The following is a 16,880-nucleotide window of genomic DNA, read 5'->3' as shown; positions in this document are numbered from 1 at the left end:
CTGGCGCGGGACGCTTTGCTCTTCGGACTCTGCCACCCACTCTTTGAGCTTTTGAGCTATCTGAAAGGTTAAGCCCGGCTGGTTTCGCGCTCCGCTTCTGCCTGACAGACAGCGGCGGTAAACAGAATATCGGTTGAGGAGTTCAGCGCGGTTTCCGCCGAATCCTGCAGGACGCCGATAATAAAGCCGACCGCCACCACCTGCATTGCCAGATCATTCGGAATGCCGAACATGTTACAGGCCACCGGGATCAGCAGCAGCGAACCGCCCGCCACGCCAGATGCACCACAGGCACAGAGTGATGCCACCAGACTCAGCAGAATCGCCGTCGGCACATCAATGCTGATCCCCAGCGTATGCACCGCCGCCAGCGTCAGCACGGTAATGGTAATCGATGCCCCCGCCATACTGATGGTTGCGCCCAGCGGAATCGACACCGAATAGGTATCCTCATCCAGATCCAGACGTTTCGCCAGCGCCATATTCACCGGAATGTTGGCGGCAGAACTGCGGGTAAAGAAGGCGGTCACGCCGCTTTCGCGCAGGCAGGTGAAGACCAGTGGATAGGGGTTGCGACGGATTTTATAGAACACCAGCAGCGGGTTCACCACCAGCGCCATCAGCAGCATACAGCCGATCAGTAGCGCCAGCAGATGCGCATATTGCCACAGCGCGCCAAAGCCGGTAGACGCGAGGATCGAGGCCACCAGACCGAAAATACCAATCGGCGCGCAGCGAATCACGCAGCGTACCAGCCAGGTCACCGCATGAGAGGCATCATTGAGAAAGGCGCGGGTAGTGTCACTGCTATGACGGAACGCCAGCCCGAGACCAATTGCCCACACCAGAATGCCGATGTAGTTGGCGTTCATCAGGGCCGTGATTGGATTCGACACCATGCTCATCAGCAGTCCGCGTAGCACTTCGGTAATGCCGGATGGTGGTGTGATTTCCGTGGTGCCCACCGCCAGCGTCAGCGTCTGCGGGATCAGATGGCTGAAGACCACCGCGACCACCGCCGCGAAAAAGGTGCTCAGCAGATAAAGCATAATAATCGGCCGGATATTGCTCTTCTGGCCCTGCTGGTGGTTGGCAATCGAGGCGATCACCAGCATCAGTACCAGCAATGGCGCGACTGCTTTCAGCGCACTGACAAACAGTTCACCCAGCAGACCGACCGCGATAGCGGCATCGTGTGAAATCCAGGCGAGCGCCACACCGGCGATCAGCCCAATCATGATTTGCTTCACCAGGCTTCCGGCGAGCAGCGTGCCCAGACGTGCGGAGAGAGTTTTCTGCATAATATTTTCTATATTTTGTCGCGGATGTAGTTTCAGACGCGATGTTTTGCATCGGCTAAAACGGTTTGCCCGGCGGAGTATAAGGAAAAGATCGGACGAGAAAAGAGAAAGTTCTGTCACTGTGGAGCAGGTCAGATTTTTATTATGCTGGATAGTGGAAGTGTGACAGAGGGATGAAATGGCGTGACAGGCTGCCACAAAATAAAACAGGGGCATCGGCTGCCCCTGCAGGTAATTATGGTGCGAGCTTTTTCTGGTCTCTTTTGCGGTTAACCCAGGCATTAATCAGCAGGGTTGATGCCAGAATGGCACCGACCACACCCAGCGAGATACCGACCGGGATATGGTAGATGTCGACAATCAGCATCTTAAAGCCGATGAACACCAGCACAATCGCCAGGCCATACTTCAGCATCGAGAACCGTTCCGCCACGTTTGCCAGCAGGAAGTACATGGCACGCAAACCCAGGATAGCGAACAGGTTTGAGGTCAGTACGATAAACGGGTCAGTGGTCACGGCGAAGATCGCCGGGATACTGTCGACCGCAAAGATCACGTCGCTGATTTCTACCATGATCAGCACCAGCAGCAGTGGCGTCGCAAACAGCACGCCGTTTTTGCGGGTGAAGAACTTCTCGCCGTCGAGATCGTCAGTCATGCGCAGATGCTTACGCAGCCAGCGCACCACAGGTTTTTCGCCCACCGCGCTGTCATCCTCTTTCGCCAGCGCCATTTTCACACCGGTGAACAGCAGGAAGGCACCGAACACATAGAGGATCCAGCTGAACTGCGTGACCAGCCAGCTACCGGCGAAGATCATGATGGTACGCAGCACGATAGCGCCTAATACCCCATAGATCAGCACCCGGCGCTGCAGATTGGCCGGAATAGAGAAGTAACTGAACAGCATCAGCCAGACGAAGACGTTATCCACCGCCAGCGCTTTTTCCAGCACGTAACCGGTCAGGAAGGCGAGCGTCTGCGTGTTAGCGACTTCACGTCCCGCGCTGCCCTCCAGATACCACCAGAAGGCGGCGCTGAACAGCAGTGAGACTGAAACCCAGATCAGCGACCAGACGGCCGCCTGTTTGAAAGACATGGTCTGCGCGCCACGGCGTCCCTGCAACAGCAGGTCGATAGCCAGCATGATAAGCACCACAACCGCAAAGCTGCCCCACAGTAAAGGCGTACCCACAGTTTGCATATTCGTATCCTGTCCGAAAAATAAAAAAAAACGGCTGAAGTCAGAAGACGTCAGCCGCTTATTTTTGTGTAAGCAAACCTCGCCTTCCGGCAAGGTCTCACTTACAACACAGAAATTGATTCCGGGTTGCCTGATGACCGGATGCTTTCGCATCGTAATGACGATCAATCAGCTTACAAGTTACTCCCCTTTGCAGGAGGGTAAGTTACGGTTTAGCCGCACAGGAAGCAACACCTCTCAGACATATTTAGAAATATTTACATAGCAGCCTGGTCGGCCGGGAAGATCACGCCGGTCTGGCGGCGTATCTCAGTCAGCAGCGATGCAGTAATCCGCGAAACCTCAAGCGAAGGGTGGTCCACCTGGCGCTGCTCAACCAGCCGGGCAAAAGCGGCGGCTTCATACAGCATGGTGTTGATATGCTGCGGCTGGCTCAGCGTCTGCTTTTCCGCGCCCCGCGGCACAAAAGTCAGCTGCTGGCACTCCGATAACTTCTCTATCACCAGCGCGCCCGCTTCACCCTGAATCTCGCTGGGGAGGCTGGAATCACTCACCTTCGAATGCAGAATCGTCACATCGAAATCACCGTAACTCAGCACCACCACGCCGTGCGCGTCCACGCCGCTCGCAAGCAAAGTCGCCCTGGCCTGCACGCGATCTGGCTCGCCCCACAGCGTCACCGCCGAGGCCAGACAGTAATAACCGATATCCATAATTGAGCCATTCGACCAGCGCGGATCAAAGGTATTGGGGTTCTCACCGTTGAGATAGCGTGGGTAACGTGAGGAGTACTGGCAGTAATTCAGCAGCGCTTTTCGCAGTTTACCCACGTCAGGCAGTGCCTGCTGCAGCCGCAGGAAATTAGGCAGGCTGGCAGTTTTAAACGCCTCAAACAGCACCACCTGATGCTCACGGGCGCAGGCGATCATTTGTTCCACTTCTGCCAGATTAGAGGCCAGCGGTTTTTCGCAAATCACATGCTTGCCGTGCGACATAAACAGCAGCGCCTGCTGACAGTGCAGTGCGTTGGGGCTGGCCAGATAGACCGCATCGATCTCCGGACTGGCGGCCAGCGCTTCCAGTGAGGTAAAGGTCTGTTTGCAGGGATAATCGGCGATAAAGGCCTCAGCCTGCTGCTGACTGCGTGAATAGACCGCACAGAGCTTCATCGCTCCGGTTTCATGAGCGGCATCAATAAACTGGCGTGTAATCCAGTTTGTTCCCACAATGGCAAAACGAATCACGTCATCTCTCCGGCAGCTGTAAAGCGGCAGAGTAACATCTCACCCACGCTGTGCAATGGTGCCGGGCGGGCAGGGATTGATCCTGCGATCCGCATTCCAATAATATGCGGAAGCGATGATGTTTATGTACCAACCAGGGAGCGCAGGTGAAAGCAAGTAAGCACGCATTAAACTGGACCACACTTCTGATCGCCATTCCGGTCGGGTGTGCGGCGTCGCTGGTGACGCTGGCTTTCCGCGGCGTGATTGAACTGATCAACCATCTGCTGTTTGCCCGCAGTGGCGAAATAACCGAATCCCTGCATCTCTGGCCGTGGATCTTCTGGCCGCTGCTGGTGGGGGCGTGCGGCGTTCTGGCGGGCTATTTTCTGCGTTATGCCGTTGCCATTGAGCAGCAGCAGACGGTGAAAACGGATTACCTTGAAGTGATCAACGCCCGGCTCGATGCGGTGCCGACCCGGACATCACTGTTCCGTGCCTTATCGTCGATTGCCAGTATCGGCAGCGGCGCGTCGATAGGTAAAGAGGGGCCGATGGTGCAGCTCTCGGCACTATGCGGCAGTGCGATTGGTCGCCTGTTACCGGCCTCACTTAACCTGAAAAACAGTGACGTGGTGGCGATGGCGGCGGCGGCGGGCCTCGCGTCGGTTTACCATGCGCCGCTGGCGTCGGCGATTTTTGTGGCGGAAATCGCCTTCGGCATTTCTGCGTTGCAGCGGCTGATCCCCCTGATCATCGCTGCCGCCACGGCGGTGATGACCATGTGGACGCTGGGTTTTCGCAGCGCGCTCTATCCGCTGGCAGACGCGAACTTCGCCATGGATCTCAGCAGCCTGCTGATGACGGTGGTGATTGGTCTGTGCGCCGGTCTGGCGGGCTGGATCGTGATTAAATGCATCGCCCGCAGCAAAGTGCTGTTCAGCCGGGTCGCCTCCCTGCCGCTGCGCCTCGGAGCGGGCGGCTTTGCGGTCGGCTTACTGGCGCTGATCTCCACTGATATCCTCGGCAACGGCTACGAGGTGATCGTCAAAGTAATGGCAGGGCACTACCTGCTGCCGGGTCTGCTGCTGTTGCTGGTGCTGAAAACCCTCGCTACCAGCCTGTCGGTAGGGTCGAACGCCGTCGGCGGACTCTTTACCCCTTCGCTGCTGATTGGCGCGCTGCTGGGGGTGATCATCGCGACGGTGGGGGCGGCGCTGCATCTGCCGCTCGGCAATGTGCTGCTCTATGCCGCGATTGGTATGGCGGCGGTGCTGGCGGCGGTCAGTCAGGCGCCGTTGATGGCGATGCTGATGGTGCTGGAGATGACACTCAACAGCAGCCTGCTGTTTCCGCTGATGATCGCCACGGTGCTGGCGTCGATGGTGGTCTATCGCCTGCAATCCGCCAGTACTTATCCGGTCGTGAGTCATCACTTCAGCCGTTCAGAAGCGAAATATGATTTCGATAATATGCGCATTGCCGAGCTGATTATTGCGGGTGCGGCGTTGCAGCCGGAGGAGTCGGTGGGGCAGGCGCTGGCGGTCAGCTCCCTGAAGCGTGAACGCTATGTTTATGTGATCAACGCCGCGGGCGCTTTCCTCGGTGTGGTCTCGATTCATGAAATTTCGCGCCGGGTGCTGGCCCAGGAGATCACCCTCGACTCACCGGTGCAGTGCGTGATGGATCAGGATTTCCCGGTGGTGTATCAGAATCAGAGTATGCGTGAGGGATGGGAAGCCTTTGCGGCGGTGACGCTGGAGCGGTTGCCGGTGCTCAACAATCCGCAGGAACGGCGCTTTCTGGGGGCGCTGACCAAAACCAGCCTGATTCAGAAAGCGCAGGAGTTTCTTTAAGCCGCGTTGCCGCGCATCGCCTGGTCCGTCATCCACAGTCGCGCATCAAATTCGAGCTGGTGATAATCCGGCTCCATATGGCAGCAGAGCTGGTAGAACGCCTTATCGTGATCTTTCTCTTTAAGGTGTGCCAGCTCATGCACCACGATCATCCGCAGAAACGGCTCTGGCGCGAGGCGGAAAAAGGTCGAGATACGGATTTCCGCTTTCGCCTTAAGCTTACCGCCCTGAATCCGCGAGATGGCAGTGTGCAGCCCGAGTGCATGCTTCATCACCTTAATCTTGTTATCCCACATCACTTTGCTGATCGGCGGCGCATTGCGCATATAGCGATTTTTCAGCGCCTGCGTGTAGTCATACAGCGCTTTATCACTCATCACGTCATGGGTGTCGGGATAACGTTCCTGCAGGAACGCACCTAAGCGCTGATGGGCGATCAACGACTGAACCTGCTCAAGAAGGGGGGCAGGATAACCCTGAAGGTAGATCAGTGAGGACATTAGGGATTCCAGGCGAAAGACAGTATACTGCGCCCCCGATTTTGGGGCGAAAATCAACCAAAGTGTACCACGCCGGAGAATTCATGAGCCAACTTGAACTGAACGATCGCACACTGATCCTGCATCGCTTCCCGCAGATGCGTGACGAAAGTCCATTACAAGCCTGGGATGCGGCTGATGAATATCTGTTACAGCAGGCGCTGCCAGAGGGGCCGGTGCTGGTCTTCAACGACAGTTTCGGGGCCTTAACCTGCGCCCTGAATTCGCGTACCGTCTGGCACGTCAGCGACTCATGGCTGAGCCAGCAGGCCGCCCGTCAGAATCTGACCTTTAATGGGCTGGATGACAGCGACGTTCACTTTGTTGATAGCCTGGCTGACCTGCCTGCTTCACCTGCGGCTGTGCTGATCAAGGTGCCTAAAACCCTGGCGCTGCTGGAGCACCAGCTGCGCGCCATTCGCGAAGTTGTCACGCCTGATACGGTGATTCTGGCGGCGGCGCGCGCCAAAGAGATCCATAACTCTACCCTGCAGCTGTTCGAACAGATCATTGGTGAAACCAAAACCTCACTGGCGTGGAAAAAAGCGCGTCTGATCTACAGCCAGTTCAGCAAGCCTGCACTGCGCGAGGCCACGCCGACGCTGGTCTGGCCGCTGGATGGTACCCCTTATCAGATTCACAACTACGCCAACGTCTTCTCGCGCGCTTCGCTGGATATCGGCGCACGGCTCTTTGTGCAGCATCTGCCGGAAAACATTGAGGGCGAGATTGTCGATCTCGGCTGTGGTAACGGCGTGGTGGGACTGGTGGCGCTGGAGCAGAACCCGCAGGCCGAGGTGCATTTCCTTGATGAGTCTTACATGGCGGTCGCTTCCAGCAAGCTTAACGTGGAAGTGAACCGTCCTGAGGATTTGTCACGCTGTCAGTTCCTGGTGAACAACGTGCTGAGCGGCTATCCGTCAGATCGGCTGCACGCGGTGCTGTGCAACCCGCCGTTCCATCAGCAGCACGCGGTGACCGATCACCTGGCATGGCAGATGTTCCGTGATGCCAAACGCTGCCTTCAGTATGGCGGCGAGTTGCGTATTGTCGGCAACCGCCACCTCGATTATCACCACAAGCTGAAGAAGCTGTTTGGTAACTGTACGCTGATCGCCTCTAACCAGAAGTTCGTGGTGCTGCGCGCGGTGAAAATGCGCTAGTCAGACGGTTAATGCCAGCTGCGTCGCCTGCGCAATCGCACGGCGCGCATCCAGCTCCTGCGCCACATCCGCACCGCCGATGACTGTCACCCTCTGTCCTTTTGCACGCAGCGCGTCTTCCAGTTCGCGCTGCGGCTCCTGTCCGGCACAGATAATCACGTTATCGACCTCCAGCAACAGCGTTTCGCCGTTGCGCCGCAGATGCAGGCCGCTGTCATCAATCGCCAGATACTCAACGCTGCCCCACATCTCAACGCCCTGCGCCTGCAGACTGGCGCGATGGATCCAGCCGGTGGTTTTTGCCAGCCCGGCACCCGGTTTTCCCGATCGGCGTTGCAGCAGCCAGATTTGCCGTAGCGCGGCAGGCGGCTCGGGTTTCATCACACCGCCACGCTGCGTCAGGCTGTGGTCGATGCCCCATTCGGCATAAAACGCCGCCAGATCTTCGTCATGGGATGGCTGTGACAGATACTCCGCCACATCAAAGCCAATACCGCCGGCGCCGATAATCGCTACCCGTTTACCTACCGGGCGCTTATCGCGCAGCACCTCCAGATAGCTCAGCACGCTGGGGTGGTCGATGCCCGGAATATCGGGCGTACGCGGCTGAATGCCGGTCGCCAGCACCACTTCATCGGCGTCACTCAACTGATCCGCCGTCACCCGACTGCCTGTCTGAACCGTCACGCCTGCGGCTGCCAGCTCATGCCGGAAATAGCGCAGCGTTTCGCTGAACTCCGATTTGCCAGGGATCAGCCGGGCAATATTGAACTGGCCGCCTATCTCCGCCGCGGCCTCATAGAGGGTTACCTGATGGCCGCGCTGCGCCGCCTGCAGCGCAAACGCCATGCCGGCCGGACCGGCACCCACTACGGCCAGCCTGCGCGGGCCGGTGCTGGCGATGACCGGCATCAGCGACTCATGGCAGGCGCGCGGATTGACCAGGCAGGAGGTAATTTTACCGGCGAACACCTGATCGAGGCAGGCCTGATTACAGGCAATGCAGGTGTTGATGCTGTCCGGTTCACCGCGCTGGGCTTTAGTGACAAAGGCGGGATCGGCGAGAAAAGGGCGGGCCATCGACACCATATCGGCGCAGCCGGACTGCAACAGCTGCTCGGCGACGGCGGGATGGTTGATGCGATTAGTAGCGATGACCGGTACCTTCACCTGTTCACGCAGGCGCTGCGTCACCCACGCAAAGGCCGCACGCGGCACGCAGGTGGCGATGGTCGGGATGCGCGCCTCGTGCCAGCCAATACCGGTATTAAACAGCGTGACGCCGCACTGCTCCAGTTCGCCCGCCAGCAACAGCGTCTCCTCCAGCGTGCTGCCCTCTTCGATCAGGTCGAGCATCGACAACCGGAAGATGATGATAAAGGCGTCACCGGTCGCGGCGCGAACGGCGCGGGTAATCGCCAGCGCGAACTGCATCCGCTGCCGGAAGTCGCCACCCCAGCGGTCGGTGCGCTGATTGGTGTGCTTTACCAGAAACTGATTAATCAGGTAGCCTTCGGAACCCATGATCTCCACGCCATCGTAGCCCGCCTGCTGTGCCAGTCGGGCGCAGCGGGCAAAGTCATCAATGGTCTGTTCAATCGCCGCCTCGCTCATCGCCTGTGGCGTAAACGGGTTAATCGGCGCCTGGCGTGCCGAGGGCGCAACCAGATCGGGCTGATAGCTGTAACGACCGGTATGCAGGATCTGCAGGGCGATTTTGCCCTGATGCTGATGTACCGCCTCCGTGATCTGCCGGTGCCAGTCACATTGCGTCTCGTCGGTGAGCATCGCGCCATGCGCGGTGGTGACACCCTGGGCATTGGGGGCGATGCCGCCGGTGACGATCAGCGCGACGCCTTCACGCGCCCGCTCGCCGTAAAAAGCCGCCAGCCGGGCTGCACCATCCGGGTGTTCTTCCAGTCCGGTGTGCATCGACCCCATCAGAAAGCGGTTTTTCAGTCGGGTAAAGCCAAGGTCCAGCGGCGTAAACAGCGCAGGATAGTCAGGATTGACGGACATGATAGTCACTCACGGTAAAGTGGTCGGATGAGTTCACTCTAGCCACTTCTGCGTTAAAAAAAAGTGAAAGAATGTCAGGGTGTGAGTGAAATCATAAACAACGGCAGGGGAGTGAGGTGAGTAACAAAGAGTGGGCGGAGCTAGCCCGTGCCTTGCGCAAAGAGGTTAAGACCGTCATCCGTGGCCCGCGTAGCTTTGCGACAGGCGTCAGCGCCCGTCGCTGTTAAGATCACGCTAACTGCTGTCAGCGCGGTGCCAGAAAACCCATTAACGTCGACGGATCCACGAATAGCGGGAGTGATAGCCGCTGCTGTGGTGGGTATTGAAGCGGTAGCTTGAACCGCTTTCGGCCATGCAGTAGGTGCAGACATTGACGTTATCGATCTGCGCAGCCGGCACACCCGCGTTTATCAGCAAATGCGTTGCCAGCGCAGGCAGATCGAACCAGACACCCTGCTGGCGGGCAGCGGCCTGTGGACGTTGCGCCAGAGGATTAACCGGCTGGTTCTGGTGCCAGCGCAGCCCGCTGGCCAATGCCGGGTTCTGCGCAATCTCCGCCAGCTGCGGTTCGGCCAGTTCATAACAGCAGGGGCCCATCGCCGGACCGATCGCCACCATCAGGTTCTGCGGCTCACAACCCTGTTCGCACAGTTTTTCAACCGCGCGGGTCAGCACACCCGCCAGCGTACCTTTGAGTCCGGCATGAACCGCGGCCACGATCCGCTGCTGGCGATCGGCGAACAGCACTGGCAGGCAGTCGGCAGTGTAGACCGCCACCGGGCGCGTCCCGCTGCCGATCACGCCGTCAGACTCGCAGCTTTTGGGTGGGATGTTCTCAATATCGGTGACCACGGTCGCGCTGTGGCGCTGATGTCCATAGGCGGCATCAGCGGGTGGTGGCTCTCCGGCTGGCTGAAACGCATATTCGAGCCACTCCAGCGAATCGAGCAATGGCGAGCGCGGGATCACGGCCATAGGAATCTCCTGTTATAACAGCGTGCGTTGGGCTGCCCACAGCTTACGTTAACTGCTACATTTTTGAAGCTTCTCCTCAGACCTTTCTCACCTTAAGGATGAAATGATGAAAACCTCCGCAAAACTGGCTGCATCCGGACTGGTCGCGCTGCTGCTTACCGGCTGCGCCTCGTCGACACATCAGACCGCGCAACAGCAACTCGGCCAGCAATCGGTGCTGGCGGTAAACTGGTTCCAGCAGTCTGGTGAATATCAGGCGCTGACCTGGCAGGCATTTAATACCGCGCGTATGGCGTTTGATCAGGCCCCCTCGCTGACTGGCAAACCCAAAGCGGTGATTGTCGATCTGGATGAGACGATGCTGGATAACAGTGCCTACAGCGCGTGGCAGGCGATGAACGGCCAGCCGTTCAGCAGCAAAACCTGGTCAGCCTGGACACAGGCGCGGCAGGCGAAAGCGGTGCCGGGCGCGATAGAGTTTGCGCGTCATGTCACACAGAATGGCGGCACGCTGTTCTATGTGTCGAACCGCGATCAGAAAGATTACGCGGCCACGGTCGCTAACATGCAGCAGCTCGGTTTCCCCAACGTCAGCGATAAAACGGTACGTCTGAATACTGACAGCTCCAATAAGCAGGCACGTTTCGATGCCATTAAAAATGCCGGCTATAACGTGGTGCTCTACGTTGGCGATAACCTCAACGATTTTGGTGGCGCGACCTGGCATCAGGGTAATCAGACGCGTCGTGATTTTGTGAATCTTAACCATCAGCAGTTTGGAACGCAGTTCATCGTGCTGCCGAATCCGCTCTACGGCGACTGGGAGAGCGGAATGGCGGAAAACTACAATAAACTGACGCCCGAACAGCAGCTGTCTGTGCGGGAATCGCGCCTGCAAAGCTGGAACGGTAAATAATTCGTCAAGAAAAAGAGCCTGACCGTGTCAGGCTCTGTTAAAACATGGTCCTGATTTACTTTCTCCCGTCACTATTTTGCTGCAAATTAAATTAATTATCTCTTGCTTCATTCTTATCTAAAATCAGGCATATCTGACTGGCTATCAGCAATTAAGCCGGTTGATCGTGCTAATGGTTAATTTTTTAATTAAGAGTATTCCTGGTAAAAAGCAGGCCGGTTGGTATGGCAGTGAATATCCCCTTGGTTAATGATTGTATTTTTTTGTCAGCAGTAACTTTAGTTTATTATCTTTTATATTTTAATTTATTGATATTACTGATTTTAAAATGATTACCGCTAATTATTTCACTTCTCTTCTGCTTAATTAAATTTACTTAATCCTGACTCTTACTGACGCCGGATTGACAAATAGCATGATGTTAAAGTGCTGTGAAATATTGCTCGTGCATTGGCAATGGTTAGCGGCTATAACCTTTTTCTGTGACTTAGTTCTTATTTACCTGGCGGCTCACGCTTTATTTGTGAGCCGATACACTTTGTGGTTAGCCAGGATGCGACATCCCGGTAGTAGAGAGAAGATGATTGTGACGACACTTAAACCCTTATTAGCGAAAAATCGCAGTTGGGCATTACAGCGCCGCCAGCGTAATCCAGACTACTTTAAAAAATTCCTTCATCAGCAAAAGCCGCACTCACTCTGGATAGGTTGTTCTGATAGTCGCGTTCCGGCAGAAGTCTTAACTGGCTCCCATCCTGGCGAACTCTTTGTGCATCGTAATATCGCCAACATGGTGATTGAGGACGATGACAATTTACTGAGCGTGCTGCAATACGCGCTCTTCTTTCTCGGTGTAAAACGCATTGTATTAAGCGGCCACTATGGCTGCGGTGGGGTGGAAGCCGCGCAGAATCTGCCGGGCAGCGTGCTGGACGGGCAGGAGAGCGCGCTGGCGAGACGCATTCAGACGTTGCGTCATGATATTCAGCATGGCCTGGCGGAAAGCCCCCCTTCAGACGCGGAGCCGGGTGAACAGCTCGATCGGCTGGTTGAGGCCAACGTTAAGGCGCAATTCGCCAGACTGGTGAAATCTGAACCGGTCCGGCAAATCTGGCAATCGGGCCAGGAACTGGAGGTGTTTGGTTGTGTGTATGACCTGCGCTCCGGCCATCTTAAAGAGCTGATTCATCAATCTGCAGAGGAACCTTCATTATGAACCTCGATACCCTGCGTCGCGACATTCCTGCGGGTCTGGTGGTGTTTCTGGTCGCCTTACCGCTCTGTCTTGGCATCGCACAGGCCAGCGGATTACCGCCGTTTGCCGGTCTGCTGACCGGTGTGATTGGCGGCCTGGTGGTCACATCACTGAGTCCGTCCCGGTTTGCCGTCAGCGGCCCGGCGGCAGGCCTGGTCACTATCGTCGTCGCCTCAATGGCGTCTCTGGGCAGCTTTTCCGCCTTTCTCACCGCGCTGATTATCGCCGGAGCACTGCAATGTCTGTTTGGCCTGCTGCGTGCCGGACGGTTTATTTCGCTGGTGCCGGGCAGCGTCATCAAAGGGATGCTGGCGGCGATCGGTTTGCTGCTGATCATGCAGCAGATCCCGGTGGCGCTGGGAGCCGCGGGCGATGCGGAGCTGGTTTCACTGGTGACCGGTGAGATGACCTTCTCGCTGCCTGCGGTAGCAGTAGCGGGTGTCGGCCTGGCCATTTTATGTCTCTGGACCACCGCACCGGTGAAGCGGATCAAAGCGCTGGCCTGGATCCCTGGGCCGCTGATTGCCGTGCTGATAGGCTGCCTTGCTACCGTCGTGGGTGGACGGCTGTTCCCGGAGATGACCAGCGGTCTGGCGCGCATTTCGTTGCCCGCTTTTGACAGCATTTCCGCGCTGGTAGCAGAGCTGGAAACGCCCGACTGGATGGCCTGGCAGAATCCGCAGGTCTGGGTCGTTGCGGTAACCTTAGCCCTGGTCGCCAGTCTGGAAACGCTGCTGAGTCAGGAGGCGCTGAAAAAACTGCGTCCTCAGACGCCCGCGCCATCGCCTAACAAAGAGATGTTCGCGCAGGGCATCGGTAACCTGGCGGCCGGTTTTCTTGGCGCGATGCCGATAACGGCGGTGATCGTGCGCAGTTCGGTTAACGTCAGTGCGGGCGCGCAGACCAAACTGTCGATCTTCATTCACGGTGTGCTGCTGCTGATTTGCGGTATGTGGTTCAGTGAGATGCTGAACGCCATTCCGCTGGCCAGCCTCGCTGCCGTGCTGCTCTATACCGGCTACAAGCTGGCGACACCCAAACTGTTTATTGAGCAGTTCCGGATGGGCGCGCAGCAGTACGTGCCGTTTCTGGCCACCATCGTCGGTATTATTACGCTGGGCATGCTGGTCGGGATTGGTATCGGCATCGCCACGCAGATCCTCTATAGCATCTATAAAAGCCATCGCAACGCGCTGCAGCTCACCCGCTATGACGACCACTACGTGCTGCGCTTTCAGCAGAACCTGACCTTTATGCACAATCCAAAGCTGCAGGGATTGCTGGATGAGATCCCGGAGAACAGCGTAGTCATCGTCGATAACGACAATGCGGAATATATCGATCCCGACGTCAAAGCGGTACTGAAAGATTTTGGCGATAACGCCGACAAACGCGGCATTCGCCTGAGTCAGTGGCCGGTTGCCGTAAAATAGCCTTTAGCGCAACGGTAAAGTCGTCTGAAAAGCAAAAATCGGATATCTCGGATATCCGATTTTTTTATTTGCGATGCATAATAGAGCCCCAGTTTTTGCTGTCATCTGATGGGTTTAGCCTCAAAACGGTAACTTTTCTGAGTTAGCCTATGAAACGAGGTTTTATCGCCGGATGACATTGAGGATATTCAGGATTTAATCATTCTGACACCACGCGCCTGTCCAGGCTGGCGTGGACAGCCAGCCTCTCTGTGACAAGGTCCGGATGTATGCGCATACAGCTGTTTGAAGAGCACAACGTTAAGAAGAACGCATTTTCACTGTTTTTAATCACGTTGCTGTTTTGCTTTATCGGCGGACACCTGCGCTTTCCACAGGAGCTGTCGCTGTTCTGGCCGGTCAACGCGATCGTCACTGGCGTGATCGTCCGGAATCCTTTTCTGCATCAGACCCGCTATTACCTGGCTACCTTTGCTGCGATGGTGTTTAACGACATCGTTTTTTCAGGCTGGGCGCTCTCTGCTTTTACCCTCAACATGGCGAATCTTCTGTTTGTGCTGGTGGCGGTGACGCTGCTGGTAAAACATCTTCAGCACGACTCCGGCAGCGAGCGTATAACCAGCGTGCTGCGCATTTTTCCGGCCTGTCTGCTGGCCGGACTGGCCTGCGCCAGCTGGGGGGCGCTGGCGCAGCAGGCCGATTTTAACAGCGGGCTGGTGACGGCCTGGGGCGAATGGTTCAGCGAACAGTTCTCAACCGGGCTGATGCTGCTGCCCTTTTTGCTGACGCGCGACTGGGCGTCGCTGTCGCCCCGGCAGTTTATGCAGATGCGCAAGCTGGCACCGGTTGTCGCCGTGATTTTTTCGCTGATGATTGGCGCGATGATGGGCGGCGCAGGCAGCCTGACGTTCCCGGTTCCGGCGCTGGTCTGGTGCGCCATCGTGCTGCCGATGCCGCTCACCAGTCTGGTGATTTTGCTCACCGGCATTAGCGAAATCATTCTGGTTTCGCACGGCGTGATGAATATCCAGGGCGATGACAATATGCTGCCGATCACCCATCTGACCTCGGCACGGCTGGGCGTGGCGACCATTGCGATCAGCCCGCTGATTGTGGCGGTGAGCATGGATGCGATTCGCCAGCTCAACCAGCGTCTGGCGCTGCGCGCCAACTATGACTTCCTGACCCGGCTACTGTCGCGTTCCGGCCTCTATGAAAGTCTGCGTGCTGAGCCGATCTTCCCGGACCGCCGGGCGGGCGTGATCCTGCTGGATGTCGACTACTTCAAAGCGATTAACGACAATTTTGGTCATGATGCGGGTGACAGCGTGCTGGAAGAGATCGCCCGCCGTATGCAGCGCGTTGTGGGTAAAGAGGGGCGCATCTGCCGTTTTGGCGGCGAAGAGTTTGCGGTGGTGCTGTTCGACCAGAATCCGGAAAAGCTCTACTTTCTTGCTGAGAGCATCCGGCAGAAGATGGCGAAAGAGAAGTTCTGGCTGCAGGGCAGTACGGCCACTGTCACTGTCAGTCTGGGGCTGGCGCATGGCAGTGCCGGTGAGGCGACGGAGTGGCACCGCGTCATCAACCGGCTGATTTCCGCAGCCGATAAAAACCTCTATCTGTCGAAACGCAATGGCCGCAATCAGACCTCACCGGTTAACTACCGTGCCATCACCAGCGACGTGGCATAAGGCCACGCCGCCGGGTTGTGTCAGCTGACGCTGCTTTTCAGGGTACTGGCCTGCTGGTGGCGTTCAATCGCCAGGTCGATCAGACGACTGATCAGGTCCTGATAGCTGAGTCCGGCTGCCTGCCACAGTTTCGGATACATGCTGATATTGGTGAAGCCCGGCAGGGTATTCACTTCGTTGACGATAATTTCGCCGTCGTCAGTTAAAAACACATCGACGCGCGCCATGCCAAAGCACTCCAGCGCGGTAAAGGCCTTGATGGCGACCTCACGAATCGCATCGCTGGTTTCCGATGAAATGGCTGCCGGGACCACCGTCTGCGCACCGCTCTCGGAGATATATTTGGTGTCATACGAGTAGAAGGCGTCATGCACCACCACTTCACCGCAGGGGCTGGCTTCAGGGGCATCGTTACCCAGCACCGCACACTCGATCTCGCGGCCTTTGATACCCTGCTCAATCAGCACCTTGCGGTCAAAGGAGAAGGCCAGCGCCAGCGCGGCATCAAATTCTTCAATGCTATCCACTTTGCTGACGCCCACGGATGAACCCTGGTTGGCGGGTTTGATAAACAGCGGCAGACCAAAGCGGGCAATCACTGCGCTGGCGTCCAGCTGTGCACGCTGGGCCTGGGTGACGCTCACCCACGGCGCGACGTTGAGGCCGGCGTCGCGCAGCAGGCGTTTGGTAAAATCTTTATCCATGCTGACCGCAGAGCCCAGCACGTCGGAACCGACGAAGGGTAACGAGGCCATACGCAGCAGGCCCTGCAGGGAGCCATCTTCACCCAGCGTACCGTGCACGATAGGGAAGATAACGTCGATCTGCGACAGCGGATGGGCGTTATGACGGGTGATGATCTGCTGCTGAGTTGTGCCGGGCACCAGCGCCACATCTTCAGCGGCGTGATTCAGCGCGATCAGCGCCGGATTTTCAGCGTTAAGTAAGAAGTTTGAAGCATCGTTAAGACGCCAGTGTCCCTGCTTATCAATGCCCAGCAACACCACGTCAAACCTGGTTTTGTCGATCGCCTCAAGGATATTTTTGGCCGACTGTAACGACACCTCATGCTCAGCCGATTTCCCGCCAAACACGATCCCTACCCGCAACTTTGTCATCAATTTTGCCCACTGAAAAAATCAAAACCACAAGATAGCATGGGCTTCGCGAGGGAAAACAGGGCAGGGCGACAGATAATTGTGGGCAGGCGATTAACCCTCGCCACTCACCAGAACGCTGCCGTTCAGCTCCCAGTGTTGACGCGGGTGGCAGCTCAACGGCCCGCTCGCAAAGGTCACTGAATCT

General features: G+C 57.0%; 13 protein-coding genes. 6 read left to right on the top strand and 7 right to left on the bottom strand.

The features are described 5' to 3' along the window. Nucleotides 1–68: 68 nt before the first annotated feature. The 3 genes from sstT to AC6I8B_RS16615 form a co-directional block, all read right to left on the bottom strand. Nucleotides 69–1,301: a serine/threonine transporter SstT gene (gene sstT, locus AC6I8B_RS16625; RefSeq protein WP_010256557.1), complete on the bottom strand. Its 1,233-nt coding sequence runs from the start codon at nucleotides 1,299–1,301 to the stop codon at nucleotides 69–71. Nucleotides 1,302–1,536: 235 nt separating this feature from the next. After that, entirely contained in the window at nucleotides 1,537–2,505 is a 969-nt protein-coding gene (locus AC6I8B_RS16620; protein ID WP_010256559.1) for a TerC family protein, read from the bottom strand. 257 nt (nucleotides 2,506–2,762) lie between these two features. After that, nucleotides 2,763–3,749 carry a Gfo/Idh/MocA family protein gene (locus tag AC6I8B_RS16615; RefSeq protein ID WP_089414889.1) on the bottom strand — a complete coding sequence of 329 codons (987 nt, stop codon included), beginning with the start codon at nucleotides 3,747–3,749 and terminating at the stop codon, nucleotides 2,763–2,765. Nucleotides 3,750–3,895: 146 nt separating this feature from the next. Between AC6I8B_RS16615 and AC6I8B_RS16610 the strand changes: the two genes are divergently transcribed. Beyond that, the gene (locus tag AC6I8B_RS16610; protein WP_332838020.1) at nucleotides 3,896–5,584 is read left to right on the top strand and encodes a chloride channel protein; all 1,689 of its coding nucleotides are present in this window, start codon (nucleotides 3,896–3,898) and stop codon (nucleotides 5,582–5,584) included. On the opposite strand, the gene AC6I8B_RS16605 is transcribed toward AC6I8B_RS16610, so the two are convergent. Further along, nucleotides 5,581–6,084, bottom strand: a complete 504-nt coding sequence (locus tag AC6I8B_RS16605) for a M48 metallopeptidase family protein (protein ID WP_010256568.1) — start codon at nucleotides 6,082–6,084, stop codon at nucleotides 5,581–5,583. The two genes, AC6I8B_RS16610 and AC6I8B_RS16605, sit on opposite strands and share 4 nt — an antisense overlap. Nucleotides 6,085–6,167: 83 nt before the next feature. Here AC6I8B_RS16605 and rlmG point away from each other — a divergent pair, with 83 nt between their 5' ends. Further along, on the top strand, nucleotides 6,168–7,286 hold the full coding sequence (gene rlmG, locus AC6I8B_RS16600) for a 23S rRNA (guanine(1835)-N(2))-methyltransferase RlmG (protein WP_033780655.1): 1,119 nt from the start codon (nucleotides 6,168–6,170) through the stop codon (nucleotides 7,284–7,286). Here the strand turns inward: rlmG and AC6I8B_RS16595 are convergent, their stop codons facing one another. Further along, nucleotides 7,287–9,305: an NADPH-dependent 2,4-dienoyl-CoA reductase gene (locus AC6I8B_RS16595; protein WP_157353771.1), complete on the bottom strand. Its 2,019-nt coding sequence runs from the start codon at nucleotides 9,303–9,305 to the stop codon at nucleotides 7,287–7,289. It lies immediately after the preceding gene. A 267-nt stretch (nucleotides 9,306–9,572) separates the two neighbouring features. Next, nucleotides 9,573–10,280, bottom strand: a complete 708-nt coding sequence (locus AC6I8B_RS16590; protein WP_157353769.1) for a purine nucleoside phosphorylase YfiH/LACC1 family protein — start codon at nucleotides 10,278–10,280, stop codon at nucleotides 9,573–9,575. A 106-nt stretch (nucleotides 10,281–10,386) separates the two neighbouring features. Here AC6I8B_RS16590 and AC6I8B_RS16585 point away from each other — a divergent pair, with 106 nt between their 5' ends. The 4 genes from AC6I8B_RS16585 to AC6I8B_RS16570 all read left to right on the top strand — a co-directional run bounded on the left by AC6I8B_RS16585 (nucleotide 10,387) and on the right by AC6I8B_RS16570 (nucleotide 15,575). Next, nucleotides 10,387–11,196, top strand: a complete 810-nt coding sequence (locus AC6I8B_RS16585) for a 5'-nucleotidase, lipoprotein e(P4) family (RefSeq protein ID WP_497817743.1) — start codon at nucleotides 10,387–10,389, stop codon at nucleotides 11,194–11,196. A gap of 580 nt (nucleotides 11,197–11,776) precedes the next feature. Further along, nucleotides 11,777–12,412: a carbonic anhydrase gene (locus AC6I8B_RS16580; RefSeq protein WP_029519418.1), complete on the top strand. Its 636-nt coding sequence runs from the start codon at nucleotides 11,777–11,779 to the stop codon at nucleotides 12,410–12,412. Then, on the top strand, nucleotides 12,409–13,884 hold the full coding sequence (locus AC6I8B_RS16575) for a SulP family inorganic anion transporter (RefSeq protein ID WP_010256584.1): 1,476 nt from the start codon (nucleotides 12,409–12,411) through the stop codon (nucleotides 13,882–13,884). Before AC6I8B_RS16580 ends, AC6I8B_RS16575 begins: the two co-directional genes overlap by 4 nt. Nucleotides 13,885–14,153: 269 nt before the next feature. Next, complete coding sequence (locus AC6I8B_RS16570) at nucleotides 14,154–15,575, top strand: GGDEF domain-containing protein (protein WP_022623912.1); 1,422 nt, start codon at nucleotides 14,154–14,156, stop codon at nucleotides 15,573–15,575. A 20-nt stretch (nucleotides 15,576–15,595) separates the two neighbouring features. Here the strand turns inward: AC6I8B_RS16570 and ddlA are convergent, their stop codons facing one another. Next, on the bottom strand, nucleotides 15,596–16,693 hold the full coding sequence (ddlA, locus tag AC6I8B_RS16565; protein ID WP_111534648.1) for a D-alanine--D-alanine ligase: 1,098 nt from the start codon (nucleotides 16,691–16,693) through the stop codon (nucleotides 15,596–15,598). Nucleotides 16,694–16,880: the final 187 nt, after the last annotated feature.

Source organism: Pantoea sp. X-Soil-ISGK-285, assembly GCF_059730815.1.
The sequence above is the reverse complement of the archived record's forward strand: the minus strand, read 5'-3'. Positions and strand labels throughout refer to the sequence as shown.